The 17,991-nt window shown below is 61.2% G+C and carries 15 protein-coding genes and 3 pseudogenes; 13 read left to right on the top strand and 5 right to left on the bottom strand.

Annotated elements, in window-relative coordinates; translation table 11 throughout:
- Window positions 1-42 precede the first annotated feature (42 nt).
- The 6 genes from V6F91_RS21905 to V6F91_RS21880 all read left to right on the top strand — a co-directional run bounded on the left by V6F91_RS21905 (window position 43) and on the right by V6F91_RS21880 (window position 6,462).
- Window positions 43-954 (top strand): LysR family transcriptional regulator, encoded by a 912-nt coding sequence (locus tag V6F91_RS21905; RefSeq protein WP_332768078.1) that lies wholly within the window; start codon window positions 43-45, stop codon window positions 952-954.
- Between the two features lie 103 nt (window positions 955-1,057).
- On the top strand, window positions 1,058-1,951 hold the full coding sequence (locus V6F91_RS21900) for an NAD-dependent epimerase/dehydratase family protein (RefSeq protein ID WP_332768076.1): 894 nt from the start codon (window positions 1,058-1,060) through the stop codon (window positions 1,949-1,951).
- Between the two features lie 338 nt (window positions 1,952-2,289).
- A complete protein-coding gene (locus V6F91_RS21895) occupies window positions 2,290-3,639 on the top strand; it encodes a GntP family permease (protein WP_332768074.1) in 1,350 nt (449 codons plus the stop codon).
- Window positions 3,640-3,655: 16 nt separating this feature from the next.
- Window positions 3,656-4,516, top strand: coding sequence for a MurR/RpiR family transcriptional regulator (locus V6F91_RS21890; protein ID WP_332768072.1), 861 nt, complete (start codon window positions 3,656-3,658; stop codon window positions 4,514-4,516).
- A gap of 1 nt (window position 4,517) precedes the next feature.
- Window positions 4,518-5,975 carry a D-aminoacylase gene (locus tag V6F91_RS21885; protein WP_332768070.1) on the top strand — a complete coding sequence of 486 codons (1,458 nt, stop codon included), beginning with the start codon at window positions 4,518-4,520 and terminating at the stop codon, window positions 5,973-5,975.
- Between the two features lie 118 nt (window positions 5,976-6,093).
- Window positions 6,094-6,462, top strand: a complete 369-nt coding sequence (locus V6F91_RS21880) for a VOC family protein (RefSeq protein WP_258450572.1) — start codon at window positions 6,094-6,096, stop codon at window positions 6,460-6,462.
- A 182-nt stretch (window positions 6,463-6,644) separates the two neighbouring features.
- On the opposite strand, the gene V6F91_RS21875 is transcribed toward V6F91_RS21880, so the two are convergent.
- A complete protein-coding gene (locus V6F91_RS21875) occupies window positions 6,645-7,661 on the bottom strand; it encodes an AraC family transcriptional regulator (protein WP_332768068.1) in 1,017 nt (338 codons plus the stop codon).
- A gap of 204 nt (window positions 7,662-7,865) precedes the next feature.
- On the opposite strand from V6F91_RS21875, the gene V6F91_RS21870 reads away from it, so the two are divergent.
- The 5 genes from V6F91_RS21870 (at window position 7,866) to V6F91_RS21850 (ending at window position 13,461) form a co-directional block, all read left to right on the top strand.
- The gene (locus tag V6F91_RS21870; RefSeq protein ID WP_332768066.1) at window positions 7,866-9,461 is read left to right on the top strand and encodes an FAD-binding oxidoreductase; all 1,596 of its coding nucleotides are present in this window, start codon (window positions 7,866-7,868) and stop codon (window positions 9,459-9,461) included.
- Between the two features lie 5 nt (window positions 9,462-9,466).
- Window positions 9,467-11,059 carry a glycerol-3-phosphate dehydrogenase/oxidase gene (locus tag V6F91_RS21865; RefSeq protein WP_332768064.1) on the top strand — a complete coding sequence of 531 codons (1,593 nt, stop codon included), beginning with the start codon at window positions 9,467-9,469 and terminating at the stop codon, window positions 11,057-11,059.
- On the top strand, window positions 11,056-12,615 hold the full coding sequence (locus V6F91_RS21860) for an FGGY-family carbohydrate kinase (protein ID WP_332768062.1): 1,560 nt from the start codon (window positions 11,056-11,058) through the stop codon (window positions 12,613-12,615). The genes V6F91_RS21865 and V6F91_RS21860 overlap by 4 nt, the downstream gene beginning before the upstream one ends.
- A 184-nt stretch (window positions 12,616-12,799) precedes the next feature.
- On the top strand, window positions 12,800-13,045 hold the full coding sequence (locus V6F91_RS21855; RefSeq protein ID WP_093104871.1) for a FitA-like ribbon-helix-helix domain-containing protein: 246 nt from the start codon (window positions 12,800-12,802) through the stop codon (window positions 13,043-13,045).
- Complete coding sequence (locus tag V6F91_RS21850; protein ID WP_208938810.1) at window positions 13,042-13,461, top strand: type II toxin-antitoxin system VapC family toxin; 420 nt, start codon at window positions 13,042-13,044, stop codon at window positions 13,459-13,461. The genes V6F91_RS21855 and V6F91_RS21850 overlap by 4 nt, the downstream gene beginning before the upstream one ends.
- Before the next feature lie 143 nt (window positions 13,462-13,604).
- Here the strand turns inward: V6F91_RS21850 and V6F91_RS27565 are convergent.
- The 3 pseudogenes from V6F91_RS27565 to V6F91_RS27555 all read right to left on the bottom strand — a co-directional run.
- Window positions 13,605-14,201, bottom strand: a pseudogene (locus tag V6F91_RS27565) (methyl-accepting chemotaxis protein); the annotation flags it as partial.
- 261 nt (window positions 14,202-14,462) lie between these two features.
- Window positions 14,463-14,609, bottom strand: a pseudogene (locus V6F91_RS27560) (HAMP domain-containing protein); the annotation flags it as partial.
- 117 nt (window positions 14,610-14,726) lie between these two features.
- Window positions 14,727-15,491: pseudogene (locus tag V6F91_RS27555) on the bottom strand (methyl-accepting chemotaxis protein); the annotation flags it as partial.
- A 286-nt stretch (window positions 15,492-15,777) separates the two neighbouring features.
- Between V6F91_RS27555 and V6F91_RS21840 the strand changes: the two are divergent.
- The gene (locus tag V6F91_RS21840) at window positions 15,778-16,449 is read left to right on the top strand and encodes a histidine phosphatase family protein (protein ID WP_332768058.1); all 672 of its coding nucleotides are present in this window, start codon (window positions 15,778-15,780) and stop codon (window positions 16,447-16,449) included.
- Entirely contained in the window at window positions 16,446-17,288 is an 843-nt protein-coding gene (locus V6F91_RS21835; RefSeq protein WP_332768056.1) for a phosphatase PAP2 family protein, read from the top strand. The genes V6F91_RS21840 and V6F91_RS21835 overlap by 4 nt, the downstream gene beginning before the upstream one ends.
- Here the strand turns inward: V6F91_RS21835 and rimJ are convergent.
- Entirely contained in the window at window positions 17,236-17,823 is a 588-nt protein-coding gene (gene rimJ, locus V6F91_RS21830; RefSeq protein WP_332768054.1) for a ribosomal protein S5-alanine N-acetyltransferase, read from the bottom strand. The two genes, V6F91_RS21835 and rimJ, sit on opposite strands and share 53 nt — an antisense overlap.
- Window positions 17,824-17,991 lie beyond the last annotated feature (168 nt).

The following is a 17,991-nucleotide window of genomic DNA, read 5'->3' as shown; positions in this document are numbered from 1 at the left end:
GGCCTGCGCCTGCGTGGCAGGCCCATCGAGCAGAGGACACCCGTGAAAGCCAGATCCGATGAATTGCAGATTTTTGTCTGCGTGATCGAATGCGGTTCGATTTCCGCCGCAGCCGAACAGGTCGGGCAGACGCCGTCGGCGGTCAGCCGCACGCTGTCGCGGCTGGAAGCCAAGCTCGAGACCACTTTGATCAATCGCACCACGCGGCGCATGGACCTGACCGAGGAGGGCCGGTATTTCTTTGAACAGGCCAAGCTGATTCTCGATCAGATGGACCAACTCGAAGAACGCCTTTCCTCGCGCCAGCAAACGCCGTCCGGGCGACTGCGGATCAACGCCGCCTCACCGTTCATGCTGCACGCCATCGTGCCCTACATCGACGAGTTTCGCCGGCTCTACCCGGACATTCAGCTTGAGCTCAATAGCAATGACCTGATCATCGATCTGCTGGAACAAAGCACCGACATCGCCATTCGGATCGGCACCCTCGCCGATTCGACGCTGCATGCGCGTTCGCTCGGTTGCAGCCCGTTGCTGATCGTCGCCAGCCCGGCCTATCTGAAACAGCACGGCACGCCGCGGCAAGTGGCGGATCTGAGCGAGCACACTTTGCTCGGTTTTACCCAGAACGAAGGCCTCAACCAGTGGCCGCTGCGCTACGTGCACGGTGACCGTTGGCCGATCACTCCGGCAATCAGCGCTTCCAGCGGCGAAACCGTGCGCCATCTGGCGCTGGAGGGGCAGGGCATCGCCTGTCTGTCGCACTTCATGACCATCGATGACATTCATGCCGGGCGCTTGAAGGTCCTGCTGGGTGAATTCAACAGCGGTTATCGCCAGCCGATCAACGCGGTGTATTACCGCAACTCGCAACTGGCGCTGCGCATTCAGTGCTTTCTGGATTTCATTCAAGGCAAACTGGCGGCTTACGCCAGCGCGGATTTCAAGGGCTGATTCGTGATTCCTGCGCAAGAGTGATTTGGGTGATGGCGGGTTTTTCGATCAGGGTCAGCGGTCGATACTCGCCTCATCACTTATTCACGCAGGGAGTTTCTCCATGAACGTATTCGTTACCGGCGCTGCCGGTTTCATCGGTGGTTCCATCGCCACAGGCCTGGCCCGGGCCGGGCATCAAGTCACCGGTCTGGTGCGCAGCACCGAACAGGCTACAGAGCTCAAGGCGCTGGGGATTACCGTCGTCGTCGGCACCCTTGATGATCAGGCATTGCTCGCCGAACAAGCCCGCGCGGCGGATGCGGTAATCAACGCCGCCAGCAGCGATCATCGCGCTGCGGTCGAAGCCTTGCTCAATGCCTTGCACGGCTCCAATAAAGTGTTTCTGCACACCAGCGGGTCGAGCATTGTCGGCGATGCGTCGGGCGGTAAATCCAGCGATGTCATCTACTACGAAGATAACTTGCCGGAGCCGACCGTCGACAAAGCCGCGCGCGTGGCCATCGACAACCTGGTCCTCGCCGCAGCGAAGGACGGCGTGAATTGCGCTGTCATCTGCAACACGTTGATCTACGGTCACAGCCTCGGCGTCAAACGTGACAGCGTGCAACTGCCGCGACTGCTGAAACAGGCGCGCAAAAGTGGCGTGGTGCGGCATGTCGGCACCGGAAAGAACATCTGGTCCAACGTGCACATCGAAGACGTCGTGGCTCTGTATCTGCTGGCGCTGTCCAAGAATGTGCCGGGCACGTTCTACTTCGTCGAAAGCGGTGAAGCGTCGTTCATCGACATGACCACCGCCATGGCCGCCGCGCTGAATCTGGGCCAGCCACAAGACTGGCCGCTAAAAGACGCCGAAGCCGAATGGGGCTATGAAATGGCCAACTACGGCCTCGGCTCCAACAGTCGGGTACGCGGCAAGAAAGCCCGGGAATTGCTCGGCTGGGCGCCGAAGCGCACTTCGGTGGTTGAATGGATTCGTAAGGAAATGGTGTGATCCGTACGCTATATCCCACAGGTTTTGCGCATTCTGTCTGGAAGAATTTGATCAAACTGTAGGAGTGAGCCTGCTCGCGATAGCGGTCATTCAGCCAATGATGATATTGACTGTTACGACGCAATCGCGAGCAGGCTCACTCCTACAGGGGGCTGTGTTGGCTGTAAAAGCATGTAAATCCCACCCCACGATTTTCATTAATCACGACAACGCATACCCCTCAGCGACACGCCTTGCCTCTCCACGAAAATTACTTTCATGCGGTTTGAAATCTCGATCTCGAAATGATTTATGAGTTTCACAACCCATTCGAACGTGACCCTTTCGAGGAGTACCGCATGACGCCTTCCTTCGGCTACTGGCTGCTGGTCTATGCCGCTGTCGCGATCATCGCGCTGATCGTGTTGATCGCCCGTTACCGGCTCAATCCGTTCATTGTCATTACCCTGATTTCCATTGGCCTGGCCTTGGTCGCCGGGATGCCGCCGTCGGGCGTGGTCGGTGCTTATGAGGCCGGGGTCGGCAAGACGCTGGGGCACATTGCGCTGGTGGTCGCGCTGGGGACGATGCTCGGCAAGATGATGGCCGAGTCCGGCGGGGCCGAGCAGATGGCGCGAACCTTGATCGATAGGTTTGGCGAGAAGAACGCGCACTGGGCGATGGTCTGCATCGCGTTCCTGGTCGGGCTGCCGCTGTTCTTCGAAGTCGGTTTCGTCTTGCTGGTGCCGATCGCTTTTACCGTGGCAAGGCGTGTCGGTGTGTCGATTCTGATGGTCGGGCTGCCGATGGTTGCCGGCCTCTCGGTGGTGCATGCGCTGGTGCCGCCGCACCCGGCAGCGATGCTCGCCGTTCAGGCGTATCAGGCCTCGGTCGGGCAGACCTTGCTCTACGCGATCGCCATCGGCATTCCGACTGCAATCATCGCCGGCCCGCTGTACGCCAAATTCATCGTGCCGCGCATTCAACTGCCGGCGGATAACCCGCTGGAAAAACAATTTCTCGACCGCGAGCCACGCGACAAACTGCCCGGTTTCGGCATCACCATGGCGACCATTCTGTTGCCGGTGGTGCTGATGCTGATCGGTGGCTGGGCCAATCTGATTTCCACCCCGGGCAGCGGTTTCAATCAGTTTTTGCTGTTCATCGGTAATTCGGTTATTGCCCTGTTGCTGGCGACCTTGCTGAGCTTCTGGACCCTCGGCATTGCCCAAGGCTTCAACCGCGAATCGATCCTCAAGTTCACCAACGAATGCCTCGCGCCAACCGCCAGCATCACCTTGCTGGTCGGTGCCGGCGGTGGCTTGAACCGGATTCTGGTGGACGCTGGCGTGACCGATCAGATCGTCGGCCTCGCCCATGAATTTCACCTGTCGCCGCTGCTCATGGGCTGGCTGTTCGCCGCGTTGATGCGCATCGCCACCGGCTCCGCAACTGTGGCGATGACCACCGCATCCGGGGTGGTCGCGCCGGTGGCCATTGGTCTGGGTTATCCACACCTGGAGCTCTTGGTGCTGGCCACCGGCGCGGGCTCGGTTATCTTTTCCCATGTCAATGACGGCGGCTTCTGGTTGATCAAGGAATACTTCAACATGACCGTCGCGCAGACGTTCAAGACCTGGACCGTGCTCGAGACGCTGATCTCGCTGGTCGCTTTCGGCCTGACCGTCGGCCTTTCTTACCTGCTGTAACCGGAGCCCGCCGCCCATGGACATCCTCTACCAGATCCGCGCCCGCCAGGATTCCTTCAGCGCCGGCGAAGGGCGCATCGCCCGGCTGATGCTCGACGATGTCGGTTTCGCCGCCAGCGCCAGCCTCGAAGATCTCGCGCAACGCGCCGAAGTCAGTACCGCCACGCTGTCGCGGTTTGCCCGCACGGTCGGCTGCCGCGACCTGCGTGATCTGCGCCTGCAACTGGCCCAGGCCAGCGGCGTCGGCAGCCGTTTTCTCGACCCGGCGGGCACGCCTGAACAGTCGGCGTTCTACGGCCAGATTGTTGGCGATATCGAAACCACGCTGCGCCAGCATCTGGCCGGTTTCGACGAATCGCGCTTCGCCGATGCGGTGAAAATGCTCGGCCAGGCGCGGATGATTCACGCGTTCGGCATGGGCGGTTGTTCGACGCTGTGCAGCGATGAATTGCAGGTGCGCCTGGTGCGTCTCGGCTATCCGATAGCGGTGTGTCATGACGCGGTGATGATGCGCGTCACCGCGGCCAGTCTGAATGCCGAGCAAGTGCTCATTGTCTGCTCATTGACCGGCATCACCCCGGAGCTGCTGGAAACGGTCGAGCTGGCGCGCAACTACGGCGCGCGCGTCCTCGCCATCACTCGCGCCGATTCGCCGCTGGCCGAACTGGCCGATATCGTCCTGCCGCTGCAAGGCGCGGAAACCGCGTTCATCTACAAACCCACGGCAGCGCGCTACGGCATGCTGCTGGCCATCGACGTGCTCGCTACCGAGCTGGCGCTGGCCAATCCTGAAGACAATCAAGAACGTCTGCGGCGAATCAAACTCGCCCTCGACGAATACCGTGGCGGCGACGATCACCTGCCGCTGGGAGACTGACATGCAGTACGACACGCTGATTCGCAACGCTCAGGTTATCGACGGCAGCAACACCCCAGGCTATGAAGCCGACGTGGCGATTCTCAACGGCCGCATCGAGCGCATCGGCGACCTGCACGACGCCAGCGCCAGCGAAGAAATCGACGCCGCCGGCCGCGTGCTGGCGCCGGGTTTCATTGACGTCCACACCCATGACGACACCGTGGTCATCTGCCAACCGCAGATGCTGCCCAAGCTCAGCCAGGGCGTGACCACGGTGATTGTCGGCAACTGCGGGATCAGCGCTGCGCCGGTCACGTTGAAGGGCAATCCGCCGGACCCGATGAACCTGCTCGGTACTCAAGCCGCGTTCGTTTACCCACGCTTCAGCGATTACCGCGCGGCGGTGGAAGCGGCCAACACCACGCTGAACGTCGCCGCACTCGTCGGCCACACGGCGCTGCGCAGCAATCACCTCGACGACCTGTTGCGCACCGCAACGGCGGACGAAATCAGCGCCATGCGCGAGCAGTTGCGCGAAAGTCTGGAGGCCGGTGCCTTGGGTTTATCCACAGGCCTTGCTTACGCCAGCGCCTACAACGCCTCCACCGATGAAGTGATGCAACTGACCGAAGAGCTGACGGCATTCGGCGCCGTCTACACCACCCATTTGCGCAGCGAATTCGCCCCGGTGCTCGAAGCCATGGACGAGGCTTTTCAAATTGGCCGTCACGCGCAATCACCGGTGATCATTTCCCACCTCAAATGTGCCGGTGTCGGCAATTGGGGGCGTAGTCCGCAACTGTTGGCGGCGCTAGAGGAGGCAGCAAAAAACCACCCGGTCGGCTGCGATTGTTATCCCTACGCGGCGAGTTCTTCGACGCTGGATCTCAAGCAAGTCACCGATGCCCACCGCATCACCATCACCTGGTCGACACCGCACCCGCAAGTCAGCGGGCGCGATCTGATCGATATCGCCGCCGAATGGAATCTGCCGCTGCTCAATGCCGCGAAACGTCTGCAACCGGCAGGCGCGGTGTACTACGGCATGGACGAGGCCGACGTCAGACGAATCCTTGCTCATCCACTGTCCATGGTCGGCTCTGACGGCCTGCCCGAAGACCCGTTCCCGCATCCGCGCCTGTGGGGCGCTTTCCCACGGGTGCTGGGGCATTTCAGTCGCGACGTCGGCCTGTTTCCGCTGCACACCGCCGTGCACAAGATGACCGGCCTGTCGGCGGCGCGCTTTGGCTTGAAAGAGCGGGGCGAAATCCGCGAAGGCCATTGGGCGGACCTGGTGTTGTTTGATCCGGCGACGGTGCGCGATGTGGCTGATTTCAACGATCCGCAACGGCCGGCGCAGGGCATTGACGGGGTGTGGGTCAACGGCGTGTTGAGCTATCGAGAGGGCCAGGCAAACGGCAGTCGGGCAGGGCGGTTTCTCGCGCGGCAGGGCGATCTGCGCGACAACTTTCGTTAAAAATTCGCGGCCTGCGTCACAGTGATGGCACATTGCGACTAAAGAAAGCCAGCAGCAGGCCGACTTGCTGACATTCACCCCGTCTACACTGTGGGGCCAATCAGTCAGGGAGCACCCCATGAGCTTCGGCAAAACCACTCCGATCCTGCGGATCTTCGATGAAGCCAAAGCTGTTGAGTTCTACGTCGATTTTCTCGGTTTCAAGATCGACTGGCAGCATCGCTTCGAAGCGAATTTTCCGCTGTATCTGCAGGTGTCGCGGGGCGAGTGTGTGCTGCATTTGTCCGAGCATCACGGCGACGCGTGCCCGGGTTCGGCCCTGCGCATCGAGACCGATGAGCTGGAGGTTTTTCAGCAACAACTGATCGCCAAGGATTACACGTTTTCACACCCGCAGATTCAGGCCATGCCGTGGGGCAGCCAGGACATGACGATTGCCGATCCGTTTGGCAATCGGCTGGTGTTTACCAATGCGATCAGTCTTTGACGCTGGAAAAAGCCCCTCATCGGAACGCCGCCCGCCTAGCCCTCTCCCAGTGGGAGAGGGGACTGACCGAGGTGTCTTGCGCTATACACCGACCTGAAAAATCGAGTCGATTATGGATTCAGCCCCGCGAGCAACCCATTTCACCTGTGGGAGCGAGCCCGCTCGCGAAAAGGCCCGACCCATCACCGCCGCTGCACCTGCCGAAACTCCCCCGGCGGCATCCCCCGCCGGTTCTTGAACGCCCGGTGAAATGACCGCGGTTCGGTAAACCCCAGATACTGGGCAATCTCCTGAATCGGCAAATCACTGTTGAGCAAATAATGCTCCGCCAGCTCCTGCCGCAACTCATCGAGCACCTGTTGATACGACGTTCCTGCCTGCTGCAATTGCCGCTGCAAGGTGCGCAGCGACACATTCAGTCGCTCGGCCACTTGCTCCTTGCGCGGCAAGCCTTGCTTGAGCAAACCGCGCAGAATGTTTTTCACCTGCTGTTCCAGCGGCGCTTCTTCCAATGTCGCCAGCAAGCCCAGCGCGTGTTCCTCCAGCGTGCGCAACAACTGCGCATCGGCCTGACGCAACGGCAATTGCAGATAAACCAGCGGCACGATCAGCGCCGAATAAGGCTGATCGAACAACACCGGGCAACCGAAGAAACTTTGGTATTGCGCCGGCGTCACCTCGCCCGGGCATGAGTGTTCCAGCCAGACAGCGGCCGGCGATACCTGCGTGTCGGCAATCCAGCGCGCATAGTGCAGCCACGAACCCAGAACGTTTTCCACCAGATGCCGACGGATTCGCGGGCGCTGATAGCGGCAATCCCAGATCAAATGCACCAGACCGTCCTGCACTTCGGCGCGGCTGACGCCCATGTCGCCGACCAGTTTTTCGAACGGCATGATCCGGCTCATCGCATCGCCCAGCGTCGCGCAGTTCATGGTGATGTAACCGAGCACGCTCCAGGAATTGGGCAGGACGAAATTCGCCGCGTTCAGACCAAACAGCGGATCGCCCGAATACTCGCAGAAATAGTCGAGCAAACGCTCATGCGCCTCGCCCGGCAAGCGCAAGCTGTTGTCGCTCAACTGCTGCGCCTGCAACCCGGCCGCCGCCAGCGCCGGCTCGATGGCCATGCCCAAATGTTCGGCATGGCGCAGGTACTTGAGCAGCGGCGGAACCGAAGTGAAACCGAGCGATTGCATGATCGCGTTCCTTGAGCAACGCCTGAGCGAAGTGATGCCGAAAGGTACGGTGAAACCCCGGCGAAAGTAAATGACCGTATCTGGCGCGCCGGTTGACTCAATTGGCTACCCGGATTGGCCGGATACGACCGTGACACTCTGGCGCCGCTGGCTAGTATGAGGACTTGAAGCCGCACTGATTCGACGGCCCACAAGGACACACGCATGCGACGCTGGAATGGCTGGGGAGACGCAACCACGGTGGTCGAGTTGCCGGCGCAGGGCGCAAGTTTTCTTGCGCAGCGGGTGGGCGAGGGCCGAGCGCTGCCCGACGCCTCGCTGGACTCCGCGCTGGCCCGGGTGCCCGCATCGCGCTTGCCGGCGCACGCCTTGTACAGCATCGACGCCCACGACCGTTTGCTGCATGCGCGCGGCCAGAGTCTGCCGGACTGGCTGGCGCTTCGCGAAGGCGTGCTTGGCATTTATCCCGACGCCGTGGCCTTTCCTGAGACCGCCGCTGATATTCGCCAATTGCTGAAACTGGCCGAAGAACAGGATGTATGCCTGATTCCCTATGGCGGTGGCACGTCAGTGGCCGGGCATATCAATCCGCCGAATTCGGCGCGGCCGGTGCTGACCGTTTCGCTGGCGCGAATGAACCGCTTGATCGACCTCGACGAACAGAGCCTGTTGGCGACTTTCGGCCCGGGCGCGAGCGGGCCGCAAGTGGAGAGTCAGTTGCGCGCGCGCGGCTATACCCTGGGGCATTTTCCGCAGTCGTGGGAGCTGTCGACGCTGGGCGGTTGGGTCGCCAGTCGCTCCAGTGGCCAGCAGTCGTTGCGCTATGGGCGCATCGAGCAATTGTTCGCCGGTGGAACGCTGGAAACCTTCGCCGGGCCGCTGCAGATTCCGACCTTTCCAGCCTCGGCGGCCGGCCCGGACCTGCGCGAAATCGTGCTCGGTTGCGAGGGCCGTTTCGGAATCATTTCCGAGGTCAAGGTGCGCGTCAGTGCGCTGCCCGCCGATGAGCGTTTCTATGGCGTCTTCCTGCCAGACTGGGCGCAGGCACTCGGCGCCATTCGCCAGTTGGCCCAGGCGCGCGTGCCGCTGTCGATGCTGCGCCTGTCCAACGCGGTGGAAACCGAAACGCAATTGGCCCTGGCCGGTCATCCGCAGCAGATCGCCTGGCTGGAAAAATACCTGAGCCTGCGCGGTGCGGGGGCTGACAAATGTCTGGTGACCTTCGGTGTGACCGGCAATCGTCAGCAAAACGCGCTGTCGTTGCGCCAGGCACGGCAGCATCTCAAAGCGTTCGGCGGTGTATTCACCGGCACTTTGCTTGGCAAGAAATGGGCGCAGAACCGCTTCCGTTTCCCCTACCTGCGCGAAAACCTGTGGAACGCCGGTTATGTGGTCGACACCCTCGAAACCGCGACCGACTGGAGCAACGTCGATAACCTGCTCAACCTCATCGAAAACAGCCTGCGCGACGCCCTGGCCGCAGAAGGCGAACGCGTGCACGTGTTCACCCACCTGTCTCACGTCTACGGCGAAGGCTCAAGCATCTACACCACTTACGTGTTTCGCCCGGCGGCGGATTACCCGACGACACTGGCGCGCTGGCAGGCACTCAAGCATGCGGCCAGCCAGACCATCGTCGCCCATCACGGCACCATCAGCCATCAGCACGGCGTCGGCAAGGATCACGCCCCGTACCTGCTGCGCGAGAAGGGCGCGCTGGCGATAGAAACCTTGCAGGCGTTGAGCAGGCATTTCGATCCGGCCGGGCGCCTCAATCCCGGCACGTTGCTGGCGGAGTGAGCGCCATGAATCAGGACTGGAACGCCGCATGGCGCGAGCAGATGCTGCCAACCCTGGCGGACGAACGCTGGGACCTGATCGTGATCGGTGGTGGCATCTGCGGCGCGGGAATTGTGCGCGAGGCAGCGCGGCGCGGCTGGCGCTGTCTGTTGCTGGAACAGCGGGATTTCGCCTGGGGTACCTCCAGCCGCTCTTCGAAAATGGTCCATGGCGGTTTGCGTTATATCGCCAAGGGCCAGTGGCGGCTGACCCGCGATTCAGTGCGTGAACGTCAGCGCCTGCTCGACGAGGCGCCGGGATTGGTCGAGCCGATGAGTTTCCTGATGCCGCACTATCGCGGCGGCTTTCCCGGCCCGCGTATGCTCGGTGGCTTGCTGAGTGTTTACGATGCTTTGGCCGGGCGCCGCAATCATCGTTTTCATGATGCTCAACAGCTGCGGTTTATCGCGCCGGGGCTGAAGGAAAATGACCTTGTCGGCGGCACCAGTTTCGTCGACGCACTGACCGACGATGCCCGACTGGTGATGCGCGTATTGAGCGAGGCGCGCGCCGATGGCGCGGTGGTGCTCAATGGTCTGCGCGTGGCACAAGTGCTGCGTGAAGACGGGCGGGTGTGTGGCGTTGAAGTCGAAGATCGTGAGTCGGGTCAGTTACTGCAATTGCGCTGCGCTGTGCTCGCGGTGGCCACGGGCGCATGGGCCGAGCGCCTGCGGCCGAGTGATTCGCCACGGCAATTGCGCCCGCTGCGTGGCAGTCATCTGCTGCTGCCGGGCTGGCGCTTGCCGGTGGCGCAGGCGCTGACCTTTTTGCATGTGCGCGACCGGCGACCAGTGTTCGTTTTTCCGTGGGAAGGCGCGACGGTGGTCGGCACCACTGACCTCGATCATCGTCAAGATCTCGATCAGAGCGCGAGCATCAGCGGCGAGGAACTCGACTACCTGCTGGCCGCTTGCACGCAAGCCTTTCCTGCTGCCGAAGTGACGGCGACGGATGTGCTGTCGACCTGGTCCGGCGTACGTCCGGTGGTCGGCGCTGCCGGTGCGCATCAGGACAAACCGTCGAACGAAACCCGTGAACACGTGCTGTGGCAGGAGCCGGGTTGCATCACCCTGGCCGGCGGCAAACTGACCACGTTTCGCCCGCAAGCGATTGAAGTGCTCAAGGCCTGCGCCGACATGCTCGACCGTCCTTTCGAGGATGACGCCGCGCCGGTGTTTGCCGCAGTGCAGCCATCGCCGATTCCCGGCCTCAGCCCCCAACAGTGGCGACGCCTGGCCGGGCGCCATGGCCGTGATCTGCCGAGGCTGGCACGACTGATTGCCGAACTCGGCCCGGAAACGATCGGCGCCACCGATACGTTGTGGGCGGAACTGGCGTTTGCCTGCGAGGCGGAAATGGTCCTGCATCTGGATGATCTGCTGCTGCGTCGCAGCCGTCTTGGGCTGTTGCTGGCGCGCGGTGGAGATGAGCATTTAGCGGCAATTCGCACGCTCTGCCAGCCGCGACTGGCCTGGAGCGACGAGCGCTGGCAGGCGGAAACTCAACGTTATCGGTTGCTGTGGCAACGCGATCATGGGTTGCCGGAGATCACGCCATGACGGCTAAAAAATACCTGCTGGCGATCGACAACGGCACCCAGAGCGTGCGCGCGCTGCTGTTCGATCTACAGGGCAATCTGCTTGGCAAAGGCAAGGTCGAGTTGCAAGCGTATTACTCGACGCAACCGGGCTGGGCCGAGCAGGACCCGGAATATTACTGGGCGAAACTCGGCGAGGCGTGTCAGCAGGTCTGGCAACAGACCGCGATCGATCGTGCGCAGATCGCCGGCGTTTCCCTGACCACGCAGCGCGGCACGGTGATCAATCTTGATGCCGAGGGCAAGCCATTGCGCCCGGCGATTGTGTGGCTTGATCAGCGCCAGAGCGAAGTTGCAGGCAGCATCAAAGGGCCGTGGGGCTGGCTGCTCAAACTGGTCGGCGCGAAAGCCACCGTCGACTATTTTCGCGCCCAGGCCGAGGCCAACTGGATTGCCCGGCATCAGCCGCAGGTGTGGGCGGCGACCGACAAGTTTCTGCTGCTGTCGGGGTTTCTCAGCTATCGACTCTGCGGACGCTTTGTCGACTCGGTGGGCTGCTGCGTCGGCTACCTGCCGTTCGATTTCAAACGGCTGAAATGGGCGGCACCGCGAGACTGGAAATGGCAGGCGCTGGCAGTGCGTCCCGAGCAGTTGCCAAGCCTGCACAAGCCCGGCGAAACCCTCGGCAACATCAGCGCCGAAGCCAGCCGTCACACCGGGATACCCGAAGGCTTGCCGCTGATCGCCGCCGGTGCCGACAAGGCCTGCGAAGTGCTCGGTGCCGGCGTGGTCGACGCGAGTACCGTGTGCCTGTCCTACGGCACCACGGCAACCATCACCAGCACCCGTTCGCGCTATCTGGAGATCGTCCCGCTGATCCCGCCGTACCCTGCGGCGATGCCGGATCAGTACAACTGCGAAGTGATGATCTACCGCGGCTACTGGATGGTCAGCTGGTTCAAAAACGAATTCGGCCTGCGCGAAATGCAGCAAGCGCAAGCGCAGGGCATCGAGCCCGAGCAACTGTTCGATGCTCTGGTCAACGCGGTGCCGCCGGGTTCGATGGGATTGATGCTGCAACCCTACTGGTCACCGGGCATTCGCGAACCGGGTGTGGAAGCCAAAGGCGCGATGATCGGCTTCGGCGATGTGCACACTCGCGCGCATATCTACCGGGCGATTCTGGAAGGTTTGGCTTATGCGCTGCGCCAGGGCATGGAGAACATCGAGAAGCGCTCCAAGGTCTCGATCAAACGCCTGCGTGTGGCCGGGGGCGGTTCGCAAAGCGATGCGGCGATGCAACTGACCGCCAACATCTTCGGCTTGCCGGCAGAGCGCCCGCATGTCTACGAAGCCTCCGGCCTCGGCGCCGCGATCTGCTGCGCAGTCGGCCTGGGCCTGCACGCCGACTTCCCCAGCGCCATCGCCGCAATGACCCGCGTGGGCGCAGTGTTCACCCCGCAACCTGAAGCGCAGCAGGTTTATCAGCGACTCTATAAAGAGGTTTACCTGCGCATGTATCGGCAGCTTAAACCGCTGTATCAGAGCATTCGGGAGATTACCGGGTATCCGGCGTGAAGCCGCTGAATGTCGACGACTCAAAAACTGTGGGAGCGAGCCTGCTCGCGATAGCGGTGTGTCAGCCAGCATCGGATTGCCTGACACGACGCCATCGCGGGCAAGCCCGCTCCCACAGTTATGTAGGAAACTCAAACTATGCTAGCCTGCAATCAGTGATTTCATTGATTGCAGGAGGGCGGGTATGGCCAGCATCACAATTAGAAATCTGGACGAGAAGCTAAAGGAGCAGTTGAGAATTACTGCTGCGCACAATGGACACTCTATGGAAGAAGAGGCTCGCCTGATATTGGGTAGAGCATTGGCAGCCGTTGATCGAGCCGGAGGACTTGGCAGTCGCATCCGCGGCAGGTTCAGCGCTGTAGGCGGAGTCGATCTCAAGCTGCCTGAACGTTCCGAAAAAGCCACTGCGGTGGATTTTTCTGAATGATAGTGCTTGATACCAATGTTCTTTCGGAGTTTATGCGAGTTGAGCCTGAATCCCGTGTACTGGCTTGGGTTGATGCTCAGCCCGCAATGGAGTTGGCAGTCAGTGCAGTTACGGTGGCAGAAATACTTCATGGTATAGCAAGGCTGCCGTCTGGCAAGCGCAAACAGAAACTTGAAGCCCATGCTATGGCAATGTTCGAAGAGGACTTTGCCGGACGAATCCTGCCGTTCGATGCTCATTCAGCCGTTGAATACGCAACGCTCGTAGCTGGGGCGGAGGCGAAGGGAAGGGGAGTCGCGATGGCTGACGCGCAAATCGCTGCAATCTGCCGAAGCTGCGGCGCTGCAATCGCGACGCGAAATATCAGGGATTTCGAGTTTTCCGGAATCGAAGTGATCAACCCTTGGGAGGTATGAGGCGCTTTTAACCATTCGAAATGCATCGCGGGCAAGCCCGCTCCCACAGGTATCGAGGCGAACACATCATCTGTGAACGGCTCGAAAACCTGTGGGAGCGGGCTTGCCCGCGATTGGGTTTTGGCTTCAGCGCAAAATAAGCATCAAACGCGGAAGTGGCTGACCATCTGCTGCAACTGACCACCCAGACGCGCCAGTTCAACGCTCGACGCGGCGGTTTCATCACTCGCCGCGGCGGTCTGCTCAGACACATCGCGCACGTTGATGATGCTGCGGCTGATCTCTTCGGCCACGGCGCTTTGTTGTTCGGCAGCGGCGGCGATCTGTTGGTTCATCGACTGGATGTTCGACACCGTGCGGGTGATGTTTTCCAGCGACGCACCGGCCTTGCGGGTCAGGGCGACGCTGCTGTCGGTCAGTGCGCGGCTGTTGTTCATCACCGCAGACACTTGCTGGGTGCCGTTCTGCAGACCGGCAACCAGCCCTTCGATTTCCTCGGTGGACTTTTGCGTACGCTGGGCCAGGCCACGGACTTCATCGGCCACCACAGCAAAACCCCGACCGGCCTCACCGGCGCGGGCGGCTTCGATGGCGGCGTTCAGCGCCAGCAGGTTGGTCTGTTCGGCCACGGCTTTGATCACGTCCATGACGCTGCCGATCTTGTCGCTTTCCTGTTGCAGCACGCTCATTGCTTCGGTCGAACGCACCACTTCGCTGGCCAGACGCTCGATCTGCGCGATGGCTTCGTTTACCACCTTGTCGCCTTCGCGAGCTTCACCGTCCGCCGCCGCGGCAGCTTGCGAGGCTTCTTCAGCGTTGCGCGCGACTTCCTGCACGGTGGCGGTCATCTCGTGCATGGCGGTGGCAACCTGATCGGTCTCGACTTTCTGACTGTTCACGCCAGCACTGGTCTGCTCGGTCACGGCCGACAGTTCTTCAGCAGCGCTGGCAATCTGGGTGACGCCGTCGCGGATACCGCTGATCAAATCGCGCAGGGTCACGCCCATGCGCGCAATGCCTTGTTGCAGCACGCCGAGTTCGTCGCGACGCGTGACGGTCACGTTCTGGGTCAGGTCGCCGCTGGCGATGCGCTCAACCACGGCCAGGGTTTCTTGCAACGGACGGGTGATCTGGCGGGTGATGATCACCGCCGCAATCACGCCCACCAGCAGCGCCAGCAGCGTGCTGATCAACTGAAAGGTGCGCGCTTGGGCGCTTTCGACGTCACGACGGTCGAGCTGAATCTGATACAGCTGCTCGCTCAGGGACACGATGGTGTTGCCCTGATCGGTCATTTCCTTACGCGCCTGCACCGCTTCGCCGTTGGCATTCTTGTAAGCCATCAGCGAGCTGCGGTAGCTAACCAGCGCGGTCTCCAGCTGACGCAGTGCATCTTGCTGGGTCGAGGCAAAATAGCTGTTCAATGGCTTGAGGCTGGCAAGCGCCGCATCGATCTGGCCGACGGCTTTCTGCTCGGTTTCGGCATTGCTGGTGGCGGTGTAGCCGCGCACTTCGTAGCGCGCGAGGATGAAGGCTTCCTTGGCCGCCGTGACTGCCTGAAACTGTTCGAAACGCTGCTCGCTCATGTCCATCTGCTGCACACGCTTGCTGATCGATTCAATCAGCTCGTACGCGGTCGCGGCGTTGGCGCTCATGCTGTCGCGGGCGCTGTTGCCGGTGCGATAGGCGTTGCGCATCTTGTTCAGCGAAGTCTGGTATTCGGCAATGGTCGCGGCCTGCTGCTTGAGCAGTTTGACGTTTTCCGGGCTCTTGAATTTGCTGATAAGCGCCTGCTGCTGAGCGGCGAAACCGTCGAGGGTGGTCTGCACGTTCTGCGCGGCGGTTTCATCGCCATTGGTCAACATGTATTGCAGGCGCACCACGCGCAGTTTGGTCAGGCCGCTGTTGAGCTGAGTGATATCGCTCATCCAGTTGCTGCGGTCGATCAGCCCGCCAAGGCTGGTCCAGCCGGTCAGGGCCAAAACGCACGTCAGGGCCAGCACCAGGCCGAAGCCCAGGCCCAGTTTCATGTTCACGCTGATGTTGCCGAACCAGCTATTCATCAAAAATCCTCCAGAAACGTTGGGTTTCGTGGTCGTCAGTTAAGCTGGAAGATTGTTGTTCTTTTGAGCCAGCAAGGGTGTAAGCAGGACTGTATCGGCCGCAAAACCCAGAGCTGAAAGGTTTTTTGTCCTGCGGTACGGAACCCCCGCCGCCAAGACTTTTTTCACATGGGTTTCACCGGCTGCCCACGCCGGCGTCTGTACCTTCGCCGCATCGAATGACAGCTGATGCATCCCGGCGAGGCGGCTTTTTGTGGAATTGAGACTGAACCTGTTCGGCGTCAAACGCGCGATCGATCTGCGCGTATTGGCGCGCTTTCGCGACACCTGGGTAGTGCTGGCAGCATCCATATTGGTCATCCCGCTGACCCTGTGGTTGCTGGCACCGACGGCGGTGCCGGACCTGGCACACGGCAACGTCGCCGGCGCGCAGGCATTGGCGCAGGACTGGGCCCAAGGCGACGTGATCGCGCTGGTGCGCCACGTCGAGCGCTGCGATCACTCCCGGGCGCCATGCCTGAGCGGCCACGACGGCATCACCGAGCGCTCGCGCAGTGTCGCCGTCGCAGTCGGCGCCCGCTTCGAGCAACTGGGTTTGAGCAACGCCGACATCTATAACAGCCCGTCGATGCGCACCGTGCAGACCGCCGGCTACATGTTCAACCACGCCGCCAGCGGTGACGACTGGTTGATCAACTGCCGCGGACGGATGCTGAAGGACGCGCTGGCGCACAAAGTGCCAGGCCGCAATCTGATCCTGGTGACGCACAGCGAGTGCATGGCGCAAATCGAAAAAGACCTGAAAGTACCGACCTCAGACGCAGGTTACGGCGCGTCGCTGTTCATCTCCGCAGCCAGCACCACAGCGCCAAAAATGCTCGGCTTTATCGAAGCCTCCGACTGGCGCACGGTGACCACCCGATGAAATCTCGTTTCTACGCGTACAACTTTGGCATTCCATTGCTCTGCGCAGCGCTGGTGTTCCTGTTGTTCGACATGACAAATATCGACATTGCCATCAGCAACCTGCTGTTCGATCCGCAGACCCAGACGTTCCCGATCGACAAGATCCACTTCTTCGAAAAGCTCACTCATAAATGGGCGCGGATCATTCCCGACTGGACCGCAGAAATCGCCCTGATCGGCGCGCTGCTCTCGGTGATCTGGCCGCTGGCCAACCCGCAAAAGCGCCCACGCCTCGGCGCATTTCTGCAGCGCAGCAAACTCGCGCCACTGCTGCGATTCTGCGCAGAACACCGTAGGGATTTTCTCTTTGTGGTGGTCGCTTTTGCCATGTGCACCGGAGTGATCCATTTCCTCAAATCCCACACCAGCGTGTACTGCCCGATAGAGACCACCTTGTACGGCGGGAAAATGCCGCACATCGAATGGTACGAAAACTTCCAGCTGTTTCATGAGGCCGGCAGTGGTCGGTGCTGGCCGGGTGGTCACGCGTCGGGCGGCTTCACCATGCTGGCGCTGTACTTCGTCGCGCGCCGCTATCAGTGGCGTTTCTCCAAGGCCATCCTGTGGGGCTCGCTGCTGCTGGGATTCATCTATGGCACCACCCGCGTCCTGCAAGGCTGGCATTACATGTCCCACACGCTGTGGGCGGGCATCTTCGTCTGGCTCGCCTGTTTGCTCACGGCGCTGGCCTTCTACGGGCAGGCACGGTTGGCGTTGCCGGTGCTGGGCCGGCGAGAGCAAGCGCTCAGCCGAGTCGCCGCGACCAGCGCTTGTCCGGCGTTTCGAACAGCGGATTGACCAGCGCCGTCAGCACATGATCCTGCCAGCGCCCGGCAATGTTCAGATAGGCCTTGGCGTAGCCTTCTTTCTCAAAACCCAAACGCTCAAGCAGCCGCGTACTGCGCTCATTGCCGGGAATGTAGTTGGCCATGATCCGGTGCAGATTCTGCGTATCGAACATGTAACCAATGCCAGCCTCAAGCGCCTCGGCCATCAAACCCTGGCCCTGATGTTTTTCATCCAGGTGATAACCCAGATAGCACGCCTGAAACGCCCCCCGAATCAGACCACTGAAATTGCACGCGCCGATCATCTGCTGACCATCCAGCGTCAACAGCGCGAAATGCATCGCCAGCCCGGCCTCGAAGGCACTGGCCTGAATATCGAGGCGCCGACGAATCTGCTCGGTGGAAAAATACTCCGTCGTACGAATCGGCGACCACGGCGCGAGATGACGCTGATTGCGTTGGTAGAACGCACTTTCAAGCTCAGCCTGATCCGGATCGAGAATCGCCAGCGTCAGGCGCTCGCAGGGCAGGGTCAACAACGGCATGGAACGCTCCGGAGCGAGGAATCTGCTCGCAGAGTCGCGCAATCACCGGGTGACGGCAAGTCGTGGCGAAGAAGGCATTTTATTTCAGGCAAAAAAAAGCCCGCAGGAGCGCGGGCGAACCGTAGTTTCTTGAATGAGCGAGAGGACTGTACAAGGGTTGGCCGCCCA

The sequence above is a fragment of the Pseudomonas koreensis genome, from assembly GCF_036668835.1.
GTDB lineage: Bacteria > Pseudomonadota > Gammaproteobacteria > Pseudomonadales > Pseudomonadaceae > Aquipseudomonas > Aquipseudomonas koreensis_I.
The sequence above is the reverse complement of the archived record's forward strand: the minus strand, read 5'-3'. Positions and strand labels throughout refer to the sequence as shown.